15 protein-coding genes are annotated in these 22,425 nt (G+C 45.4%); all 15 read right to left on the bottom strand.

Going from position 1 to position 22,425, the window contains the following annotated elements; translation table 11 throughout:
- Positions 1–333: 333 nt before the first annotated feature.
- The 15 genes from DWY55_RS05040 to DWY55_RS04965 all read right to left on the bottom strand — a co-directional run bounded on the left by DWY55_RS05040 (position 334) and on the right by DWY55_RS04965 (position 22,424).
- Entirely contained in the window at positions 334–1,653 is a 1,320-nt protein-coding gene (locus DWY55_RS05040) for a sigma-54-dependent transcriptional regulator (protein WP_004288700.1), read from the bottom strand.
- Positions 1,634–3,973, bottom strand: a complete 2,340-nt coding sequence (locus tag DWY55_RS05035; RefSeq protein WP_039952934.1) for a hybrid sensor histidine kinase/response regulator — start codon at positions 3,971–3,973, stop codon at positions 1,634–1,636. Before DWY55_RS05035 ends, DWY55_RS05040 begins: the two co-directional genes overlap by 20 nt.
- Positions 3,974–4,169: 196 nt before the next feature.
- The gene (locus DWY55_RS05025) at positions 4,170–4,694 is read right to left on the bottom strand and encodes a TetR/AcrR family transcriptional regulator (protein ID WP_005858561.1); all 525 of its coding nucleotides are present in this window, start codon (positions 4,692–4,694) and stop codon (positions 4,170–4,172) included.
- Positions 4,695–4,930: 236 nt separating this feature from the next.
- Positions 4,931–6,070, bottom strand: a complete 1,140-nt coding sequence (locus tag DWY55_RS05020; protein ID WP_004288704.1) for a StlD/DarB family beta-ketosynthase — start codon at positions 6,068–6,070, stop codon at positions 4,931–4,933.
- A 4-nt stretch (positions 6,071–6,074) separates the two neighbouring features.
- Positions 6,075–6,695: a TetR/AcrR family transcriptional regulator gene (locus DWY55_RS05015; RefSeq protein WP_005858563.1), complete on the bottom strand. Its 621-nt coding sequence runs from the start codon at positions 6,693–6,695 to the stop codon at positions 6,075–6,077.
- Between the two features lie 624 nt (positions 6,696–7,319).
- Positions 7,320–8,678 carry a transposase gene (locus DWY55_RS05010; protein ID WP_004292408.1) on the bottom strand — a complete coding sequence of 453 codons (1,359 nt, stop codon included), beginning with the start codon at positions 8,676–8,678 and terminating at the stop codon, positions 7,320–7,322.
- A 197-nt stretch (positions 8,679–8,875) separates the two neighbouring features.
- Positions 8,876–9,856 carry a hypothetical protein gene (locus tag DWY55_RS05005; protein ID WP_004288707.1) on the bottom strand — a complete coding sequence of 327 codons (981 nt, stop codon included), beginning with the start codon at positions 9,854–9,856 and terminating at the stop codon, positions 8,876–8,878.
- Positions 9,857–9,963: 107 nt separating this feature from the next.
- Complete coding sequence (locus DWY55_RS05000; protein ID WP_004288708.1) at positions 9,964–10,467, bottom strand: hypothetical protein; 504 nt, start codon at positions 10,465–10,467, stop codon at positions 9,964–9,966.
- Positions 10,464–11,696, bottom strand: a complete 1,233-nt coding sequence (locus tag DWY55_RS04995; RefSeq protein WP_004288709.1) for an AAA family ATPase — start codon at positions 11,694–11,696, stop codon at positions 10,464–10,466. Before DWY55_RS04995 ends, DWY55_RS05000 begins: the two co-directional genes overlap by 4 nt.
- Before the next feature lie 184 nt (positions 11,697–11,880).
- On the bottom strand, positions 11,881–14,154 hold the full coding sequence (locus DWY55_RS04990; protein WP_004288710.1) for a hypothetical protein: 2,274 nt from the start codon (positions 14,152–14,154) through the stop codon (positions 11,881–11,883).
- A gap of 40 nt (positions 14,155–14,194) precedes the next feature.
- Positions 14,195–14,821 carry a hypothetical protein gene (locus tag DWY55_RS04985; RefSeq protein ID WP_039953011.1) on the bottom strand — a complete coding sequence of 209 codons (627 nt, stop codon included), beginning with the start codon at positions 14,819–14,821 and terminating at the stop codon, positions 14,195–14,197.
- A gap of 2 nt (positions 14,822–14,823) precedes the next feature.
- Complete coding sequence (locus tag DWY55_RS04980; protein WP_004288712.1) at positions 14,824–19,092, bottom strand: DUF6531 domain-containing protein; 4,269 nt, start codon at positions 19,090–19,092, stop codon at positions 14,824–14,826.
- A gap of 81 nt (positions 19,093–19,173) precedes the next feature.
- Positions 19,174–20,550: a DUF5458 family protein gene (locus DWY55_RS04975; RefSeq protein WP_004288713.1), complete on the bottom strand. Its 1,377-nt coding sequence runs from the start codon at positions 20,548–20,550 to the stop codon at positions 19,174–19,176.
- Positions 20,547–21,020 carry a hypothetical protein gene (locus DWY55_RS04970; protein WP_004288714.1) on the bottom strand — a complete coding sequence of 158 codons (474 nt, stop codon included), beginning with the start codon at positions 21,018–21,020 and terminating at the stop codon, positions 20,547–20,549. Before DWY55_RS04970 ends, DWY55_RS04975 begins: the two co-directional genes overlap by 4 nt.
- A gap of 45 nt (positions 21,021–21,065) precedes the next feature.
- On the bottom strand, positions 21,066–22,424 hold the full coding sequence (locus DWY55_RS04965) for a hypothetical protein (protein WP_004288715.1): 1,359 nt from the start codon (positions 22,422–22,424) through the stop codon (positions 21,066–21,068).
- Between the last annotated feature and the right edge of the window lies 1 nt (position 22,425).

The following is a 22,425-nucleotide window of genomic DNA, read 5'->3' as shown; positions in this document are numbered from 1 at the left end:
GAGCTGAAGCCCCCTGTCTTCTCATGCCTTCCGCTTTTTTACAGCAAGACTTTCATAAGACCTGTATTCCGGCTGGATATGTGGAATTTCATGGATTATGAAACACGGCCTCTTCAAGCAGCCCATATCCTTTATCCATGCGTCACGTCGGTCGCAGTTTGCCCCTGTAATCGTTTTTCAAATCGAATCTGGATTGCCGCCGCATTCTTTTTCGTGAAAATTTTCCACGGCGAAGCCGCAAGGAAAATTTCCACGAAAAGATTCGGCAAATGCGGCCGGCAAGACAAATTCGATTTTCCTTTGATGAGGGGGAAAACTGTATCGCAAACAAACCTATCTGGAAATTCCGTGCAGGCTCATTCTCTTGTAAAGGGTCGGGCGGCTGATTCCCAACAAGGCCGCTGCCTGTGTCAGGTTCCCTTTAGAGATGGAAAGAGCCGTCTTGATCTGTTCTATGTTTCTTCTTTCATCTTTCTGCAAACACTTGTCTATCTTCTCTTTCCCCATGGGGTCAGAAACGGACTCTCCCGTATATTGGAGCCGTAAGGAATTGGGGGTAATCAGTTTTCCTTTGCATATCAATACCGCCGCATGAATGACCTGCTTCAGTTCCCGTACATTTCCCGGCCAACTGTATCCCAGCAGCATCTTCTTTGCCGGTTCGTCAAAATCCAAGACCTCTTTCCGGAGCAACCCGCAAGATTGCTCCCGGAAAAAATCCGCCAAAGGCAGTATATCCTCCAGGCAATTATGCAATGCAGGTACGGTGATGGTAAAATCCTGAAAGCGATAAAGCAGGTCCTTCCGGAAACGCTTTTCCGCAACAGCCTCCTGCAAATCCTCATTGGTGGCCGCAATGATGCGCACATCCATCAGCCTGTCCCGTTGTCCGCCTACCGGACGATATCGCCGTTCCTCCATGGCACGCAACAGCATCCGCTGCGTTTCTATCGAAAGGTTCTCCACCTCATCCATGAACAGGGTGCCTCCCTGCGCTTCCTGAAAATATCCTGCCTTTTCCTCTGTGGCTCCGGTAAACGCCCCCTTGACATGGCCGAAAAAGGCGGAAGGTGCCAGCTCTTTGGACAAACTGCCGCAATCGACCGTTACATACGGCTTGCCGGATCTGAGGCTCTGCCTGTGAATCTTTTTTGCCAGGTGTTCCTTTCCCGTTCCGGTGCTTCCCAATATCAGTACCGTCATATCCGTCGGCGCTACCATGTGAATGTACCGGTTCAACTCGCAAAAAGGGGTGCTTTTGCGTTCATAGATTACCTTGGTGAAAGCCTCGTTCACCGTCCTTATTTTTTTGATTACGGGCAGCAGCCTGGTTTCAACCAGCGGTTTGAGGATATAATCTTCCGCACCCAGCTTCATGGTATGAACCGCAGAATGTATCTCTTCATAATTAGTCATCATGATGAACGGGTGCATATAGCCGTTCTCCCTCATCCACTGCAACAGCGTGGTACTTTCCCCGTCAGGCAATCTTAAATCCGCCAATACGATGTCATCCTCACGGACGGATGTCCCAATGACCTTCTTAGCCTGTGCCAGCCTGTAAGTCCTTACAGTATCCAAATCCGCCTTCTGCAAAAAATTGCAGATATAATTACAGAACAAGACATTGTCCTCAACAACAATTACTCTCATAAGCTTTCTTAGCCTGTTGTGCCAAACATATTATTTCTTTTCCTTTTTCCAATACCTGCTGTACAGTCCGCCCGAACTCGTCCACAGAAAACTCTCCCGAATCCTGAAGCAGTGCGAACAACTCACGCAGCGGCTTGCCGGCATGAATGATCTCCCATGAGCCTGTCAGATGATGTATCCATTCTTTCAGTGCCTCATGATCATTCTTTTCTGCACATTCAGCCATAGCCTCCATATCCTTCCTGGTCTCCCGAATCAGGGTATCCAGCATCTTCCTCCTGTTCCCATATTTCAGCAGGGCATCGAGGTCTATTTGTTCAGACTGCCTTTCACTTCCCAGACATTCCGTACATACCTGCAAAAGTTCTTCGGCGGAAAACGGCTTTTTCAAACAGCCCGAAAACCCTGCCGCATACAAATCCCCCGTATCGCAGTTTCCCGATGCGGTACTCGCGATAACCGGAATGCTCCGTGAATTTCCCACATTGGCCATGCGCAGGAGCTTCAACACCTCGAATCCGTTTGTCCGGGGCATTTTCAAATCCGTAATCAAAAGGTCATAACTACGGCTGCGGACATGCTCCATCAGATCACGCGTGTTCTCACATACCGTGCAAGCCACCCCGTGATACGCAAACATTTCCCTGATTGCCGCCAGCAAAACGGTGTCATTGTCCAATACCAGTACCGTATAGGACCGTACGGAAATCCGGCTCCTGCCGCTCTCCGCCGTCGCTTCCTCTGCCACAGCCAAAGGAAGACAGACAGTGAACCGGCTGCCCACCCCTTTCCGGCTTGCCACTTCAATCCTGCCGTCCAACAATCCGACCAGACCTTTTACTATTGAAAGTCCCAGTCCGACCCCTTCTTCCGCAATCGCATTGGGAAGCCTCTCGAATGCAGTGAAAATGCGTGTCTGCTCCTCATCGTCCATTCCGGTGCCGGTATCTTCCACGATAAGCGTCAATACGCCCTGGTCAAATTGTGTGCGAACCGTTACACTTCCCCGCTCCGTAAACTTGATTGCATTGGACAACAAGTTGCTTCCTATCTGTATTATCCTGTCCCTATCTCCTATAACAACCGCATCTCCGGCACTCAGCACGTTCAGCAAAAGGTTTTTTCCTGCCGCCAGCGGCATAAAATCCGTTTCCAAAATCTCGGTGACGGAACATAACCTGAACGGGACAGGAACGGCCTTTTCCCCGCCACTCTCCAACCGGAAAAATCCCAACAGGGAATTCAGCATGGAAGACATGTGTCTCGCCACCTGCCGTATGTTCCGGCTGTATTCCCTGCACTTCGACACTTCTCTTTCCGTGGAAAGCAATTCCGCATAGCTGCTGATAGAAGCAAGCGGCGCACGCAAGTCATGGGTTACGGCCAGCATGATTTTCTTTCTTGCCTCAATCAGTTCCTCGTTTTCAAGAACGGTCTGCTCCAACTGACGGACTGTGCCTTCCAGCCTTTTTTTATAACGGTTTATACGCATCATGTCCCGGTGTATCACCATATAGGACCATATCAGCAGCAAAACCATGAATGCCGTCAGACCGATGACCGTGGCAAATGACCGTTTCCCGGCTTCCGCAACTTCTTCTTCCTGTCTCTTCAATTCCGCTTGTACCGTTCCATCCATATTCTCAATCATCTGCCGCAACTGCACGTTCAGCCTTCTGTTCATCCTATCCAAGCTGTCCGTCCGTTCTGCCAGCTTCCGGGCATACGCCTGCTGTCTGCCAACCACGCTCCGGTTAAGTTCATGAAGCATGGAGGCGGCAGAAGGAGTATCCGCCTTGTGGCGTTTTGCGAACAACCTCTTCAGGAATCCCCCTTTGGGGGCATTTTCCCGTTCACTCTGTTTGGCAATGGCCGGAATTTGCGCTGCAATTTCCCGGTCGGCTTCCTCCTGCCTGTGTACCCAATATATGATTTCCCGCATATACCGCTCCTTGGCTCTCCACAAATTACGGATGCTGTCTGTATGTGAGCCGGAAGAGGAGTACCTCAAGCTACACAACAGGCTGTCAATGTGCCGTCTCTGTTTCTGAAATAATAAAAAATCCTGCTCACTCCACTCCATAAAGGTTTCACAGAAGAAAGAAAGCCTGAGCATTTTCACATATATATCATTTATCTCATGCTTTTTCCGGTTAATCATCCGTACTTCCATTTCCCTGGCCTTAGTCTCTTTCCATTCGCAGATGCCAACGTAAGCAATACCACTTATAACTACAATCTTGGCCATATATCCTACCGCTATTTTGGCAAGAAGCGGTTGCAGGCGCAAAGATTTCAACAATTTATTCCTACTTTCCAATTATTCACTTTTTAATTCATTATATTCTATTAAAATTCTTTGCAAAATAAACCGACCAGTCGGTTTATTTTGCAAAGATAAGCCTTTTCCAAGAATAATGAAAAAAAACAGGTTCCAGCAAGTAAAGTTTTATCATTTATCAGTCTAAAAGACAACGGAATGAACTGAAAGGGAAGAAAAGGAAAGGAATGCGGACCTAAATTTCTGAGAACATCCCCAAGAAAGTCTTACCAATAGAAGTGTTCAATGCCTGTCTGCTGAACGCCTTGGCATCCTTCAAACTTATTTTATGACCATAAGCCACATTGGAAAGAAAGTCCTGTTCCCGGACAAGAAGTTGCTGATACATTTGTGGAAATTCGTCCATATATTCATGGGCGGAGGAAACAAACTGCATATAACATATCAGGAGATTGCCATTCAGATGTTCGGGAAAACTGTTTATCACCCGTTCTATCGGATTCCTGTATTGCCTTAAAAACTCATTCCAATCCTTGTCAGCCAAAGAATACATTTCACAAGAAATCTGCGAGTCGGGGAAAAAACGCATTCTGACAACCGCATCAATCAGTTTCTTTTTGGAAGGAAAGTAGTGTATGACAGCCCCTTTGGATTTATGCACGGCAACAGCCACATCACAGAATGAGGTCTGCTTCATTCCTTTTGTGATGAATAACCTGTATGCCTCCTCTATAATCCGCTGTTTCAAATTCGGGTCCATCCTACTGCCTATATTATAAAAAAATAGCACAGACGCAATCAACATCCAAACATGGTAGTGGAATACCTAGAGACGAAGTGACGCACCTGTGCTATATATTTTAATATAGCGCAAGCTGTCATATTCCATCTTGTCTCTTTGAAATTTTCCACTTTTCGTTTGGAAGATGATATATGATACTATACTATGTCGTTTTAACAGCGCAAAAATACGTTATTTATCGTTTATTTCCAAATTTATACGACACTTAATAGCACTGTTCCATAAGAAAAGCGTCCGCTTTCAGGGACAAGCAGCAGTATTTTTTCACCGGATTTGAGTTTACGGGTAGAACAGAACTCATCCAAGGCAGCCAGTATTGCTGACGATCCGATATTTCCCACCCAGGTAAGATTGGTAAACCACTCTCGTTTGTACAATTCAAAACTCTCGTTTTTCATCGCTTCAATGAGATTACCATAAATAACCATTGACGAAGAGTGAGGTATTACATAATCCACATCGTCAGGAGTCATGCCATGTTTATTCAGACATGATTTAATATGTCTAATCCATAACGGCATCAACTTCGTCCCTAAAAGTTTAATGTCCTGTTTAATAACCATAAGGGACTCATCGACCAATTCCTGACTTTCAAAAGATTTCCAGCTTTTCAGTTCACCGTCCTCCCTCCGGACAGCTCCGGCAAACATACAGGTAGGGGTTTCATTGGCATATGAATCCATTTCTATCCATTCAATCTTTAAAGATACGCCCTTTTCTCCCGGATGATTTTCCAATAATGCACAACTCGCACCATCGCTTAACATAAAGCGCAGGAAGTCCTTTTCCAAAGCCATATATGGATTGGTGCCCAAATTGCAGCATCTTTCATATTCGATATCGAAGTTTTTGGATAAAAGCATTGCTGACACCAATTCAGATGTGCTGCATATTGCATTCTGTTTTTCTGATGCAGCTATGCTCAAATAAGCTATTTTCAGAGCTTGCAGACAAGACAGACAAACTCCAGCAGAAGAGAATATTTCAACAGGTTCTTCCCAAAGCCCATGTACCATAGACGCATGAGAAGGCAGAATCTGATCAGGGGTCGCAGTAGCACAAGCAAGCAACTCAATGTCCTTTTGGCTCTTATTGGTCAATGCCAGCAACTTACGTATAGCCAGCATCGCCATTTCTGCATTTGTATGTGTGATTTCTTGATTTTTGTTTAAGGCATAGTATCGCCGTTTAATTCCATTTTGCTTTAAAACTATCCGTTGCACTTTGGAATGTTTTCCAGAAATGAGTCCCAAGAACTCTTCCATTTCATCATTGGAAACAGGAGAGTTCGGAAAGAAGCTTGCAAGCCCAGTAATAAAAACATCTTTCTTCATTAGTTCAATTTTTAATTAGTTCATATTGATTATAAAGAACTACTTTCAGTTCTTCTATTCGCAATCCATTCACCAATGCATCCTGAAAACATTTTCCAAACAGCAGGATTCGAAATGTCAAAGCCAATGTAGAAGGATTAACATCGGATCTTATTTCTTTTGTTTCAACAGCCTTCACAAATATTCTTTCCCATAATTTAATCTCCTTATTTGTTATTTCGTTGAAAGCCTCGTTAAATCCCGGATAGAAATATTCTGCCTGCAAAATCAAGTTAAGATATGCACGTGTAATATTGGTCTTCTCTTTTTCTATGAGATAGATCCTCATTGCATTCATCGTTTCCTCCACCTTCTTTATGTAATAATCAATAAATTCAAGCAGAGAGGTGTGAGAAATGTCCTTGAACTTATTTTTGGCATCTTGTTTGTGAAAAATGTAAAAATCAATCACATCAATAAACAGTTCTTGCTTGCTTGGATAATGATATGACATACATCCTCTTGATAAATTCAGACTTTTTTCTATCTCCTTCAGGGGAACCGTGTTGTAATCTTTTGTCAGAAACTGTTTGTATGCAGCTTCCCTGATTAATCTTTTTGTTTCTGAGCCTTTTACTCCTTTCATAACCTTGTTTTTTAGTATCATACAAAAGTAGGTCTTTTGAGTGAAAACACGTTCATTTTTAGTATAATTAAATATGTCCTACCCAATTACCATTAAATCATTTATGACCATACATACCAGTTTATGAAATAAATGCCAACGATGCCTTTTTCTTTTTTTTCTTATACATATATTATTTTTTGCTTATATTTGTCTTCAAATAAGCCGATTAGTCGGTTTGTTCGGCATAGAGGAACCCAAACAGAAAGTGGAATTTCAAAACAGAGATGTTCCTCTATGTCTTTGTTATTCCATCTTCCGGCAACCGGATTCTATCCCTGTTCCGCCATATCCCTAAAAAATACCGACCGGATGGTATTTTTTACGGCAAAAGTATAAATATATACCATAAAAACAAAGGGAAAGGCCAATTATGCATTCTATCGGCAAAGAAATGCCTATGAAGGGATATTCAGTAAATGTCTCTAAAAAATAAGATGGCATATGAAGATGATAGGGCATGACCACTTCATATGCCATTCTTATTGCCATTTTTCCGTGCTTTCTCACATAATTCTATCCGACAGGACATGACGTTCCGGAAGAAGTCTGATGACCTCTTCTGATTCTGTGAGTAAAATCATATCATGCTGCTTTAGCTGTTTTGTTTCTGATTTTTTCTATCATCAGTATGGCATTTGCCGTATGTATTCCAAAGAAAATCCACAGTATTTCCGTCTTCCTGTTTCCGGCCTTTATCCTTGAGAGCGAGTAATGTTGCTTTTGAGTGCCGAAGCTTCCTTCAAGCCGTGTTGCCCTTTCTTTTGAGAGTTCGCTTCTAAGCACCTTCCTCAAAGGCTCATCTTTGGCCGCCCTTCCCTTGCGCACAAAGGATGTGGATATCCCATATTTTGTACAGAACTTTCTGTTGGCATTATTGGCATATATGGAATCGGCAGCCACACATCTTACCCTTACATTCATAAGCTTCTGCTGCATACGGATACAGTCCTTCAAGCGTATACCCTCATTGAATGCCTTGAACGAGAGGTGTTCTATGAACGATATGCCGTCTATCTGTATATTATTGACCTTTGCACCAAACTCGACGGACTTGGTTTCCTTGCCTCTGACGATGGGACGTACATAATGACGGTCAATGCTGACGATGCGGTCACTGACTTTCCGCCCTTCAAACATTTCCTTTTCTTGTACAAGCACCTTTCTGATGATGGAAAGACGCTTATGATAATCCTGGGTATATCGGAGTAAAGCACCGTACTCGCTATGGATCCCATCCCTTTGACTGAGGAGCTTTTCAAGAAGCTTGATCATACGGCGCTTAAGCATTCTTGTCCTTGAAGCTCTCCTCTTTCTTTTCTTGCAGTAGGACAGATAGGATTCCGCCACATTCCTGTATTTGTTGCGCGGACGCCTTATGCCCAGCTCCCTGCAATGCCGGCATATATGCCTGTAGAGCCATTCGAGGCTTTCCCAAAGGAGTTTCATGTCCGTAGGAAAACGCATGTGGCTTTCATAGCATGTGGCATCGGTCATGCAGACGTGAAGGTTATCAAGATAAGGTTTCCAGTGTGAAGCCAGGAGCTCCTGGAAAGAATCAATGTCAAGGCGGGATGCTATCTCATTACGGATGGCACTGATTATCTTGAAGTTGGTTATGGGAAGGGACGGGGGAATCATAATTCCACAGAAAATCTGGTAGTGTATGTTCCCGTTCAGATGTTCCACCAGTTGCCTGTCGGAGAATCCGGTGTATGCCTTCAGGACCATAAGGGCGATCTTTGCGGAAGGACTGAATCTGTTCCTGCGTCCCAGGCGCCGGGCCGACAGGCCTGCGGCTTTTGCCATACATTCAAACGGAAAGACTGAATGAAGCTTGCCAAGCTCACTCTCATTAAAACTCTTGCGGTATTTTTCCAGAATATCAAATTCTGTAAAACCCAAAGTAGGGTGAATTTCTGAAATATTCACTATCTTTGCCATATCTTATTAGTTTGGATATTTCCCCCGTTTTGGCCGTCAAACCTTATTTTCGGGGGAATACCTAAAGATACAAAAAAGCCAACTAATTCGCAATAATTTGTGTATGAATTAGTTGGCTGATTTTGTAATATTTAATGAATGTCCCTATGAAATATACATAATCCGCTTTTCCCTATGAGAAACATTATGTTACCGGCTTATCTTGAAGGCATCTTCATCTTAACCTGCACCCCCTGTGAGTTTAAAACACGAACCGGTGTCTTTTCTCCGGCTTTCAAATAGAACAGAAGATAATCCTTCGCACGCTGGGACTCGAAGAAACCTTTTTCGCGATACTCGGCAATCCACCTCTGAATCATCGGAATCTGCCAACGGTTCATCAAAATATAGTAGCCGAAATAATACTCCAAATCGCTTAGGAAAATATTGAGTTTCAGGTAATCCCACCAGAACTGTTCTTTCTTTTTGCTTTTGGCATTGAGTATGATAACCTGATGTTCATAAGTGTCACGAGGATTTTCCCAATCCTGTTGCGAAACAAATACATCGGGAACCACATTATCGGCATGGTCCTTTGCCGGAATAAAGGGAGATAAGGATTCTATTGAATCCTTTATCTTTCCATATAAGGACGGTTCGTACTCCTTGTTGTACAGCATAACATCCCGCAAACGGGTGGAAGTGAGATGGGTTACCACAGAACGTCCTACCACACAATGATCCGGAACAGTCATTACCGATGCCAGACGTTTCATAAATCTGATTTCCGCTTTTGCCTGTTCTTCCTTATCCGGTCTCTTGAAAGGATAATCTGACCAGGCAATCTTCCGCATCCCCAGATGCAGGTCTGTAAGCTGCAACCCCGCATACGCACAGAAAATGGAAGCACGAATTATCTTGAAGATAGGGGTACGGTCACCCTCGTGGGCCACGTAAGGCAGGTTTTCCACACCAAAAAGCATTTCATTTTCCGCTATCAAATCGGCAGAGACCGTCTTGCCTTCTTCCAACCGTCCCTTAATCTTGAAGTTACGCTTTTGGTATCCCCAAGTGTGAACAGGCCGCGTAGCTATCAGTGCCACACAATAATTGCCGTTTTGCGGTGTGAAATCTACATTTTGCGGTGTTGCATTGAGCATCAACTCGTTCAGCAACTTAATCTTTTGGATATAGTCCATAAATCAACAGGTTTTAAGTGAAACATTTTGTTAACAGTGCAAATGTAGGCATCAAGTTTCGTACCGGAGTTCCGTTTTTCGCCGAAAATCACTGCAGGGTCAACCAATTATTCAATATTTATTCTGTTCTCGATTCTCAGTATATAGTTTGTTTCCGAGAAAAAGCGTTCCATACGTACTGCCTGACCGGTTCTGAACAAAGGTTTTTCACTATTGGCTATGTAGGCTTTTTTTATGGGAAAATTCCGTGCCTCTTCCTGTTGTTCAAAATAACCAATGGTAGAACGCAACTGCTGTTCGCCGTCTTTTATCCATTGATTACCCTTGCCTTTTCTTTGCTTCAACTCTACAAATATGATCGTATCTCTATAAAACAGGCAGCCGTCGCAGCGGTTGTCCATACTCCCGTCCGCCCTGCGCAGTTCAATGCAATGGTCAACCGGTACGAAATTCACCTTTACCTGAGGATAATTATCCACCGCCGCAATCCAATCCTGACCCTGTTTTTCTGCAATATATGCTTTTTCAGCAGCAGGAGCCGGCCGGTCGCATATACCGAATTTGCGTCTGTTTGATGATGATATATGTTGTGTCGGGAAGAAGTCAATCATAATTCCTGTTGTATTTCCAATAAATCGGCAAAATCTTCGTTTGTTCTCTCCAGCATCCTGTTGAGGAAGTTCTCATCGGAAGGAAGCCCATGATATGTGTCCAGTACTGTTACCGTCCCTTCTATCTCGTTGAACTCGTAAATAGCGATTTCGTCAGGGTGTATGGCAGCTTCTATGGGATAAATAGCATTTATCCTTTCTTGTACCTCACAGGAAAGATTATCTACAGTCAACAGCATACCGGCTTTGACAGCGACGGTCAGGCTATTAATAAGGTATGGGCTATGTGTTGTAACCACCAAACGGTTTGTTTCCAAAGCATTGTTAAAAGCCAGCAACTGTTTCATTATCATCCATTGCGATTCCGGATAAAGGTTTTGTTCCGGTTCTTCTACAATGTTGACAAATGCCGATTTGTTGAATCTGGCAGAAACGGCTGAAAGGGCAATCCTCCGTTGCTCGTCTGTAAGGTTCGGTGTGTTCCATATATTCGCAACTTCCGCTTCGAAGCGTTTCGCTTCATCGCTGCTCATCTTCTGGGCACTATTCGCCTGACTTTTTACAGATTCGGACAAATGTAAAGAAACCAAATAAAGCGGTACGATGGATTGGAATCCGCTGGACGCTTCCATCAACTTCACCTTATAGTCCTCACCTTTGACATAAACAATGTCATTTTGTTTGTTATATTCCAGTTGAGCATGATTGATAGGCAGTTCCAGACTACTCTTAATGCGTTGTTTGGCTTTGTCATATTCCGTAAGAAAACCTAGCAAGGCATCCGGCAAATCCTTAATCAGATCCGGTTTGTTGACCATGCTGATGAAATTCCGTTCGGCAGGAACATACATGATTTGAGGAAGGGCATAGCTGTCCAATGCATTCTCATTCTTTTCCATGACAAGTTCGCCTTGCTTCGTGTAGGTAAACTTGTAAGAATCCCCTTCGTAGAAAATCTCAGTCTGTTCCTTTATGAAATAATTGGAAATACGATGGTAACCGCAATACTTGTTCTTGAACTTGGAGGCGGTAAATTCTTTCTCCTTGAAATCACCCCGTGTCAAGACCTTCTCCATCCATGTAAAGGTGGAAACCAGTTTGGCAACCGTACTTTTACCGCTACCCTGGTTACCCGTAAAAACGGTTACTTTCTTTATATCTATCCATCCGTCCGTTACAGATGCTGTTTCTTTCAACGGACCGAAGTTTTTAATCTTGATTCTACTCATATGGTTATTTTATAGACTTACGGCAAAGATAGTGTTTCTAAATGAGACGACCTAATGAATGTTGTGTTTCATTTGCTGTGAACATAGAGGTCTTCCCAATTCTTTGTTTTTCCAAATTTTAACCTGTATGTTTTATGATGGCTTTCTAATAGTCAGAAGTGTCAATCTGATATCCGAATATGTATCAGTCGGCATTGAACGGACGGATTTCGGAAAGATTTTCATTGCCGCTGTCAATAAAGCGGTCGAGCACCTTAATCATGACAACAGGTATTTTCTGCTTCCATAGTATCTGTGCGTCCAGCTCTGTACAAACCAATGCCATCTGTTTCAATTCTTTTTCCAAGTATGCTCCCGAACTGATATATTCATTCAGAAGAGGTTCGTTTTCGGATAATTTGATTACAGAGGCATATAACTTGTATTGTTTATTGATACATTTCAAATGAAACTTGTCCTTTAGTGTGGAAGGCGGATCAAGTAATTTCAGTTTGGGCAGGTCTGACTTGTTGAGAATAATCACAGTATTTGTAAATTCGACTGTATGATCTCCAGGCAGACTATACAACAATCTGTTGTCAGGGGATTTGAACTTATACTCGTTTTCCTTCCGTAAATTCTGAGGATAAGCATTGTACCAGTTGAAGTGGAATCCGATGATTATCTGTTTGTCGGTCAATCTTAAAGTCTGGAAGACTTTGTCAAGATTTTCCGGAAAAACCCTATATTCACTTTTAGGCTGATACTGGAAGCTTCGGAGCCAGCAGTTTTTGAAAGAGTATAGTGTAGCAGCACTGAAAGACTCCTTAAAATTGACATATCCTATTGTTTTATCCGTACAGAATGCCTCTGCCGGCATCAGCTGACGTATTCTTCCGACACAATTGAACTTGTTACAGCTTTTGTACTCATCATCAGTTATGACAGATACTTCTGTAATCCACTTCATTTCTCTGCCAATACTATCTGATGCTATTTGGTAAAAATCCTGAATTTCATCTTCAGACAGCTGTTGAGTAACTTTTTGATGTTGTATTGCTGAAGTAAGCGAATTGGAAAGGGACTCCAGTGCATTCTTCAGCTTATGTTTAGCCCTGTATATGCGCGACTGATCCAATGGCAGTATTGTTGTGATGTCTTCCAATGGAATGGAATTCTGCTCAATCTGTTTCAGGATAATAGGAACATTTTCCAGCCATTCGTTCTTTTCGGACAAGGATTCAGGAAGAGCCGGCAGTGAATAAAAATCCTCGTAAACATAGGTGCGGTTAAGTGTTGCCAGACGTAACATTAGGATATACAAGTATTTCTGTATCCAGCCATTGATGATGCTATTGTTGCGTACGCCAGCCTGAAGACCAAAAAATGGATATTTTTGCTCGTATTTGTACATTGAATCGGGGCTGAATGAGAGCAAGTTCATATACAGTGGAATAATTTCAGCCAGCGATCCTGGAATCAGAACATAATGAGGTGGTTGGCTATTAGTGTAATACAATATTTGATTTAAAAGTTCGTGCTCCTTTCTAAACAGCAAAAGTCCCCCCAATGCGATATGGAACTCCTTAAATTCTTTCCGCTCTTTTTGCCTTAGCTCAACCATTTTACTATCGGCAACAGCTTGTCCAGATGGGGTATAGGAGACATATATGCGCTCATTAAGTTGGAAATCTGCAAGGTGAAGAAGCAGAAGAGAATTGGCTGCATTCCAATATTTGATAATCCATTCACTGCGTTTGTAAAACAATTGCTGGTTCAAACAAGTCCAGATTGTACGGTAGGTATTCTGATGCATTATGGTGAACTGCACTCCATCAAGCATTACATTGACTATGTCATTGCCGTTTTTGATGGAAACCGCCTCCTTTTGTTGCATACACAGCTGTTCATTGATAGAGATAATGCCTTCGTATAACTCCGGCGGATATTCCATTACCGTCCATTGTCTTCCTTCACGTAAAGACATGGTCCAATTATACAATTCTTGAAAACAATCGCGCAATACATCCACGTTGTTCTGTTTGAGCATGGCAATAAAAAGTTCGAACCATGCCTTTCTGGTATTTCGTGGAATATCGTTCCTCTTGATTAGATGCTTTTGCAGTTTTTCAGGCACATTATAAATATAGATAAGCCTGAAAATCATAAATATACTGAATGTTAGCAGTACACAGAATATTGTCGCGAGAATAATGGCAGAATAATCTATGCACTTTGTAAGAACTCCGAAATCAAAATAGTTAGGTGGAGCGACCAATTGATAGAACAGTAAAAATATGGTAATAGCGAGCAAGCCAAGAAAATGCTTTGTGCTTCTTTCGTTCATAAAGAGTTGTATCAGGCGGGTAGATTCATATTTATCGTCTATCCGCTGAATAACTCCAATTAACAAGGGAACGGCAATGCCCAGTATGGCTGCCGTTATAGGTATAATAATTTCTTTAGAAAAAATATCCATAATGTAAGAGGTTAATTATTTTTTATGGCATAGTGAATTGCTATTCTATTTTATACTTTTGAAGTATCCAAATCTTATCTATCAGTTTATATTGAGCTAATATTTTTGTTTCTTTATCTATCTCCCAAAGCAAATCTTGTATTTTTTGTCCATTTTCCATGTTAGTGAATTTTTTTCGTATCGGATTTCCAAGCAAAGCCATAGCTTTCTCATAAGATACAGTTTCTATTACTGATAACTTTAAATTGCCATTGTCATCTGGTAACCAAAGATTATCTATCAAAAATAAACGCATATCCTCTGTTAAGTCTTCTGCTATCGACTTTAAATTTGGCAATTTACTTTTATATTTTTTTATGTTCTCTGCAAAAAAAGGAAATAAATGTTTCCCCATAATTAGCCGTTGCATTGCCACATTAGTCTTGTAAGGGTTAAATTCATCTAAAGACATTATCAAATCCATTCCTAATGTGTTATCTCCTTTATCAAATCGGACTTTGGAGTTAATCCCCATTGTACTATACAATGCTCTAAAGCAAAACAGAAAATCAAAATCAATTTGATTATATTTATCTTCAATAATTTTAGTGAAACTCCTAAGTTCTTTACTAATTTCGCGAACTTTGATATAACCTGGAGAGTCTGAAACTACTCTTATTCTTTCCATAATCAATGATAACATTTATTACCTGCTGGCTTTTTACCAAATCGTTTTTCAAACTTCTTTATACGGCTTGTTTCAAAATTTTGGAAAGAAGGTTTTGCAGATTTATTTGGAGAACGCTGTAATGGTTGATAATCTAATTTGTTATTATCTAACCATTTTTTGCTATATCTGTTTTGAATTTCTGAGCCGTTTTTCCTTCTTCTGAAATCTGCGGTTTCTCCTATTTTCCAAATATCGCCTTCATTTAACCACGTTTTACCAACAGGGGTATCGCTTCCCCATTCATACACATCATAATAACCGCTCTTTGTTGCAACCAATTTATATATTTCGGCTGTAAGTCCAAATGGGTCTAACCAACTATTGGTGTCATAAACATATCCATAAAGAGTTGGATTGTTTCCGACTAAACCAATTGGGTCTTGCAACAGATAGCTTCCTGTTTTAGGAGAGTAATAACGGAAACGGTTGTAGTATAGATTTGTTTCTTCATCCTCATACTGCCCCTGATACCTGAACGGACACTCATTCAAAGAATGTCCTTCAAAAAAAGTTGCAATTTCCCCATAAATATCCAGTATACAGTCCCATGTCTTATTTCCATGTTCGTCGAACATCTGGATGGGTGTTCCCAAATAGTCAGACACGATGGAATATTGCTTGCCATGCTGTATCTTCGCCATTGGTACAAATGTGCCTGCTTCAAATACCCAGGTGGTAATATTCTCTGTCGGCTCTTTTGACGGAACGTTTTCTTCCTTATCCGGCTGCATATCGGGAATTTTGTAGCTCCACTCATGTAAAGGCACGTTTCCGTCCCACACCCAGCGTGTGACCTTACTGAGATATTGCTTGGCGGTGCGGCGTCCCAGCGCATCGTAGCGGAACTCCACCGGTCTTCCGTCCGGACGTATAACCTTCTTTAGCATACCATTGGAACTCCACTCGTAGAGCCATCCCGTACCTGTAGCTAGACAGCGGACGCCGCGCTCCTTCTCCATGCGCTTGCGATCGTACCTTACGCCCGTTTCCTGCAACCGTTTGAACTCACGGAAAATGAGGTTCCCTTCATCATCGTAGTGATAGAAACAATCCGGGTCCTCCAGCAGTCTTCCCCCGGCACCGTATTTGCGGTCCTTCCTGTCCGGAGTCCCGAAGAGGTTGCCCACGAAGTCCGGTACGCGGTAAATCACGTCCGTTTCCGAACCCTGGGTAATTTCCTGCCGGATGAGGAAGTCGAAACGGTCATAGTCGTAGCGCATGACCGTTCCCGTCAGCTCGTTCTCCTTAGAAAGCAGTCGGTTGGCAATCCCCCACTCATAGCGGTATGCTCCACGCTCGATGCCTCCCGACCGAACCGACTTGCGCACCTCGCGCCCGAAACAGTCGCGCTCGGTGCAGACTGTTACGCCACCGGAGAAGGTGCGCTGCACCTCCAATCCCGTGTTGTCACGCACCCATGATGCCTGCCAGCCTTCGCCCGCCTGCATGGTCTGCAAATTACCCTCTCGGTCATAGGTATGACGGATGTCCGCTCCCAGACTGCTGGTGATGCGGGTACAGCTGCCTTCGCCGTCATAGGTACGGCTGACGGTGTATTCTCCCTGCCTTTCCTCGGTAACCAGTCCCGTCTTCCTGTCACGGGTGAACTCCAGCAGGTTCTCGCTGTTCTTCGCCTTGACAAGCATGCCGTCCTTGTCGTACGTGTAGAGGGAGACCTCCCCGTCATACTGTTCCTCCTTCAGGATATTGTCCAGTCCATCATACTGGTATTCCGTCCATTTTCCTCCGGGACGGTTCACACGGGTGACACGGCCCGCACCGTCGCGCTCGTACTCACGCCGCATACCGTCGAAGCCGGTTTCCGTAACGACCAGTCCCAGCCCGTCCAGCTCGAAGAAATAGTTGTCGCCCGCCTCGTTGCCGATGCGCCGGAGCTGCAACTCGCTGTTGTAGCCGAAGGTGATGTGGTGCCGTTCCTGCTCGCGGCTTTTCAGTACTCCCAGTGCCCCATAGGTGAACCTGACCTCGCGGATGTTGTCGCTGGCATGTACCATGTTCCCCATGGCATCGTACTCAAACCGGTGCACGTTGCCGTCCGGTTCTTCCAGCCGTACCAGGTTGTCCGCACGGTCGTAGGCATAACGGGTAACATTGCCTTTCACATCCACCGCCTGCACAAGCCTTCCCCTGCCGTCGTACTCCCACCGGCGGAACAGCCCGTTGGGGAACTGCAGCAGCTCCAGGTCGTACCTGTCGTTGAACGTGAGCGTGTAAACCCGGCCCTGTCCGTCCGTTATGGTACGCAACACGCCTCCCTCGTAGGCATATTTCACTGTCTCTCCGCCCGGTGTGGTCCGGCTGACGACGCGGTCCAGTCCGTCATAGTCCCATGAAAGCCTCTTTCCGCCCGGAGTGTAGAGCGAGACGAGGTTGCGGTTGCCGTCGTAGTCCAGAAAGGTGTCCTCGCCGTTCTCGTCCGTTATCCGGACCGGCTGGCCGAATTCGTTGTAGGAAGTCTTATGGGTGTAGCCTTCGGGGTTGACCGTGACCTCCAGCTCTTGAAAGCTGTTGTACTGGCGGCGGGTAATTCCCCCGTTGGCATCCACTATCTTGTAGATGAGTTTGTCCTCACCGTAATAATATTCGGTTTCGGCATTTTCCCCGTTACGGATATGGGTATATCCCTTGCCGTAACGGATGAAATATTCCATCACGCCTCCATCGCCCCATGTATGCACACAGCGGGCATTCTCTCCCTTACCTTCATATTCCCAATGGAAGGACATGCCCCCTTGGTTGGTAAGCTGTACCAGCAGGTGTCCGCCGGAATAGACGAAATGCTTGCTGACATCCAACGCGTCAATGGTTTCCACCATGTCGCCCCGGTCATCGTAACGGTAACGGACCAGCTTCACCTCCTCACCGTCCTGATGTACGGATACGCAGAGTACCCGTCCCGACTCGTCGGTTTCCACCTTCAGGAATTCTCCCCGTGAGGATATGATTCCTGCCAGCCTTCCCCCCGAAGCGTATTCGAAGCGGATCCGGAATCCGTCCTTCGTGGAAATGCCCGATACCATGCGGTAACCGGAGCGGTTTTCAGGACCGTCAAAACGGTATTGCAACCCCCGGATGTCCGTAAGCATGTAACCCCGGTCATCGAGTGTCCATGCCAGCTGTTCCCTGCGGTCAAAATGGGATTCTCCAAGTTTCAGCGCAGGCAGGAAGGACTCCCGTCCGTCAGCATGACGGAATGCGAACGCCCCTTCCTCCAGCTGCCGTATTCCCAGATTGTAGCTGTGGTGCCAATTGTATCCCAACGGACCGTCCACGGCGGCATCACTGTAATAGGTACGTTCCCATACGACGGGAATCGGACCCGGAAGCTCGAAGTCCACATTGGTGTGATAGACCCTGCCCGTAGCAGCGTCCACCGGCTCACCGAATATGATGCAAGCTGTTTTCTTGAGAATCCTGGCAAGCCGGGGATTCAATCCCGCCTTGTCTATCAATCCATGCAGCAGATGGGATATTTTTTTTCCGAACTTTGACAATCCTTTCAGCCCCAGTTTCATCGCCAGCGCAAACACATCAATGGTAGGCGGTCCTCCCACAATCACGGGATTTCCTACGGATGTGATGGTGGAGAGCATGGAAGTGGGGGCAAGCAGGGCCTTGCTCACCTTCCTGGGCTTCCCCTTGCGGGGAATCGTCGGTATTCCCACAATGTTGCATGAGAGTGCCGGATGTGTGAGGGAGGAACAGGGCGCACCGTCCGCCAGGACAGTGGAACTGCCCATCCACATCTCCGACTCGGACATACCGCTGACCAACGGAGCCGGATGCAATACAAATGCCGGCAGATGCACGATGCCGATACCTGCCTGCGCAATCCACTGGTTATGAACCTTGACCGACGGAGCCATGCTCTTGAGGATGTTGCACGCCACTCCGGCCACTCCATCAGCCGCAGACGGCATGGCAGCCGCCATGCCGGCCATGAGGTCTGCCATGAGGTCGTACACCTTGCCTACATGAGGCACAGGCATGATGGGAGAGGGAGGGGTAACGGTAGGATGCATGTCTATCCCGATGGACAGGTCGCCGAACTTGGCGACAGGCATACCCGGCATGGAAGGAAGGATTCCGCCCAGACCCGCCTGAATCTCGTCCAAAGCCGCCTTGGAGGCTGAAAAAAGGTCGGCAAAACCCCGTCTGACGCTGCTGCTACCGGCGGCGTCAGCTATATTCTTGAACACATCTGACATGGTGAGAATTTTTTAGAATGTGAAAAAGAGACAACCGGGTGTTCCAACCGGCACACTCCGGCTGTCCCTGCAAGGACTTACCTATGCATCCTGTGCATAGTCGCTGTTCCAGTCGTTCTCGTCATCCCCTTTTGTACCTTCCAACTTGATGACAAAACTCTTTGCCGGGAAATAAGGAGTCAGGTGAATGTCGAGGAAAATACGGTCTTTCTGCTTCGGATCGCGCTCGAAACGAAGAATCTTGAATTTCTCAATCAAGCGTCCGGGACCCTGTATGCTATCCAAAAACTTGCTGATCTGACCACGCAAATCCCTTTCCGCCTTGCTGTTCCAGTTCTCAAAGGCACGGCGGTTGAGGAAATCCATCAGCACTTTCGTTACCCAATCGAACACACGGACTACGGAATAGGTCTGCAATCCCAAGTTGTCCCCATTGAACAATGTCTTGGCAGAGAAAGCCATCACCTTGCCGTATTCCTTCACCATCGGAATCAGGCCAATCTTCTCGATTTCGGAAATCTCGCTTTTTTTCAGATTGAAGGCAACCCCGTCCACTTCGCTCATGGAACCATACTTCTTACCGGCGGTAACCTGTGCCATTACCGTCTTGTACACACTGCCGGCCAATGCCGCAGAAGGAGGAATCAGCAAGTCTTCGGTTTCGCCCAGTTCTGCATAGCGTCCCCGTCCTACCAGATAGTTGCAGGTCATACATACGTTGGACTTGTACACATCGCCTCCCGAAAGATTGGAATCAAAGAACATTTCAATGACATCATCCGGTTTTTCCAGATCAGCGAAATCCGTGTAAATCATCACCTTGTTGTCATGCGCAATCTTTGCCCATTTTTCAACAACCTTGTTGGAACCCAAATATCCCGGGATAACCAGCAGGGAATAGTTGGTACGCAAGTCCAAACGGTCATAATTCGCACGAAGCTCGTTTGCAATGGCATCGATAAAGAAGGAGTTGTCCAAATCGGTAAGCTGGCTCATCGAAGCGTTCACAATGGAGATATTCTTGATCTTGTCGGAATCCGTATTCTTGTAGAAGAGCATGACCGTGCGGTAGGACTTCTCCAACTGCCTGACCTCTTCCACCGCTTTCAGCTGGTTCTGGGATAGCAGACCGGACACCGCCGCAGACTTCTTCTGGCACAGCTCCACCATCTCGCTGATGGATTTGTTGCCTTTCAACATATCGACCCACATCTCAAGCCGTTTTTCCAGCTCCTTGCGCTCAGCCGCCCGTTCAGGGTCGGAAAGGAATATGTTCCGCCGTGCCTTACGCTCCGGATTCATGTTCTGTATGCCGTCCACGGAAGATTCCAAGACATTGAAACCGCCAAACTTAGCCAGAATCTGCAATTCAGCGTTCAGATTTCTGGACTGCGCCACAGCCTGTTGCTGCTGTACGGCTGCTTCTCTTTGTGTATTCTGTTCGCTCATAACTATCATTCATTAGTGGAGTTAGACTTCTCATTGTTCTTCAAATCGTCCAAAATGGCAGAAATCGCATTGACAAACGCTCCACGTGTCTCCGGATTTTCCAGCACCCGTTGCAGCACCTTGTTGGAACGCAACGACTTCTCCATCCTGTCCGCAAACTGCTTTTCCGCATTCAGGCCGGACAAGAATGAACTCTGCTCCGTCATTTTCTTGACAGAAAAATCACCGACATTGTGGAAACGGAAATTTTCCTCTACGGGAGCACCGTCCGCATCCGCGAACTCGATATCTATTTCCGGCCGGAAATGTGCAAAGACTTCGTCAATGTTGGTCAGACCTGCAACCACTTCGGGAGCCACCGCCTCATCCTTCGTCAGCTGTTCCACCAATAAGGTTCGATTTTGTGGAATTTCCGCAATACCTTCGGAAGCGTCAATCTTCACTTCGTTTCCGCCGATTCCATAATTACCAAGATCCATACTTATTCAATTTTAAATTTAAAATATATATTAATTAAATCTCGCTCAACTGAAAAAACTTCCCCTTCTTCTGGCCTTCGCCTGCTGCATATCCGGATTGTCCACCAGTTCCTTCCAATCCTCCCCAATCCATTCGCAGAGCTGCCGTTCCAATATCCCGACATCAATCGGAGCACGAACCAACCTTCCCGTATGAAGAGCCAGATACGCCGCATAAACGAACGTGGAACTCCGCCTGATTTCGGCAGAAAGGTAGCTGCCGCCTGCCAGGGCAAGCAAAAAATATTCGAAAGCCTGTTCCATCTTTCCATCCTCATAGCGCAGGAAACCACACATGCGATAGCCTTCCATGACATAATAAGGGTCCTTTTGCATGACGGCTTTTTTAGCCATCATGTCATACAAGGCAACCGCTTCCTCCCGTTTTTTCCCGGCTGTCAGAATGGCCGCTTTCATGGAAACAGCCATTTTCCAATAACTATATCCTGCCGTTTCACCGCCCTGCATCGCCTTTTCCGCCTCCCGGACGGTTTCGTCGCTGTATTTCATGCTATGCTTATATTCCCTGATAGCATAACATGCCTCGGATGCGATAAGCAGAGCGGAAATCCGGATATTCGTATCCTTTATTTCCTGTGCAATATCCAACAGTTTTCGGATTTCCCTGTCCAATAATTTCCAATCCTGCTTTTGTGTAGAATCCATGACAACCGTAACCTGCTGCTTGAACCGATTTTCAGGTGCAATCAGGTCGTTACCGCTATCCGACCGTGCCATCCGGTTATGCAAAGCCGCCGCCATATCGAACCGCGGGCGTATGCAAACCACTTCCCGAGACTCACCCAATCGGATACTCCTGTTCTTTTTCAAGTCAATGGTTGTCATCCGGATTCCCTGCGGGACACCTTCTTTCAGCACATTGCCGAACCATCCTGTCCGGGAATACCCCCTTTCCTGTTCCGGAGGAAAGTACAGACAGAAAAAGGCATCATCCAACCGGGAGATACATGCCTTGAAACGCAACATCTCTCTCCACAAGTTGCCCGCCGTATGCTCAACCGACACATCAGGAATGTATTCTTCCTTCAGCAACCCGTCGTGCCTCAGAGCCCTGAGAATATCATACTTCTCCTCAACCTTTTCTGAAAACCAACCCGCATATTCCTGCCAGAGCTGTTCAGTGTATTCCTCGTCATCCCCCCTGTACGGCGTATCAAAACGAAAGAATATGTCATCGAACTGCCCTACCGGAGAACGTTCTATTTCCAGAAACCTGTCTACCAAGTCCACATCGTTCTGCCCGACAATCCATACAGACAGTTTCCAGTCCTTGTTGCCGACTATGTCCGCCCAGTAATCGACCGCTTTGTAATATTCCTGTATCACAGATGCAGATGCTCCCATA

Origin of the sequence: Bacteroides sp. AF25-38AC, assembly GCF_003602995.1 — a bacterium.
GTDB classification, from domain to species: domain Bacteria; phylum Bacteroidota; class Bacteroidia; order Bacteroidales; family Bacteroidaceae; genus Bacteroides; species Bacteroides uniformis.
Note: the sequence above shows the minus strand (reverse complement) of the source record. Positions and strands in the feature narration are given on the sequence as shown.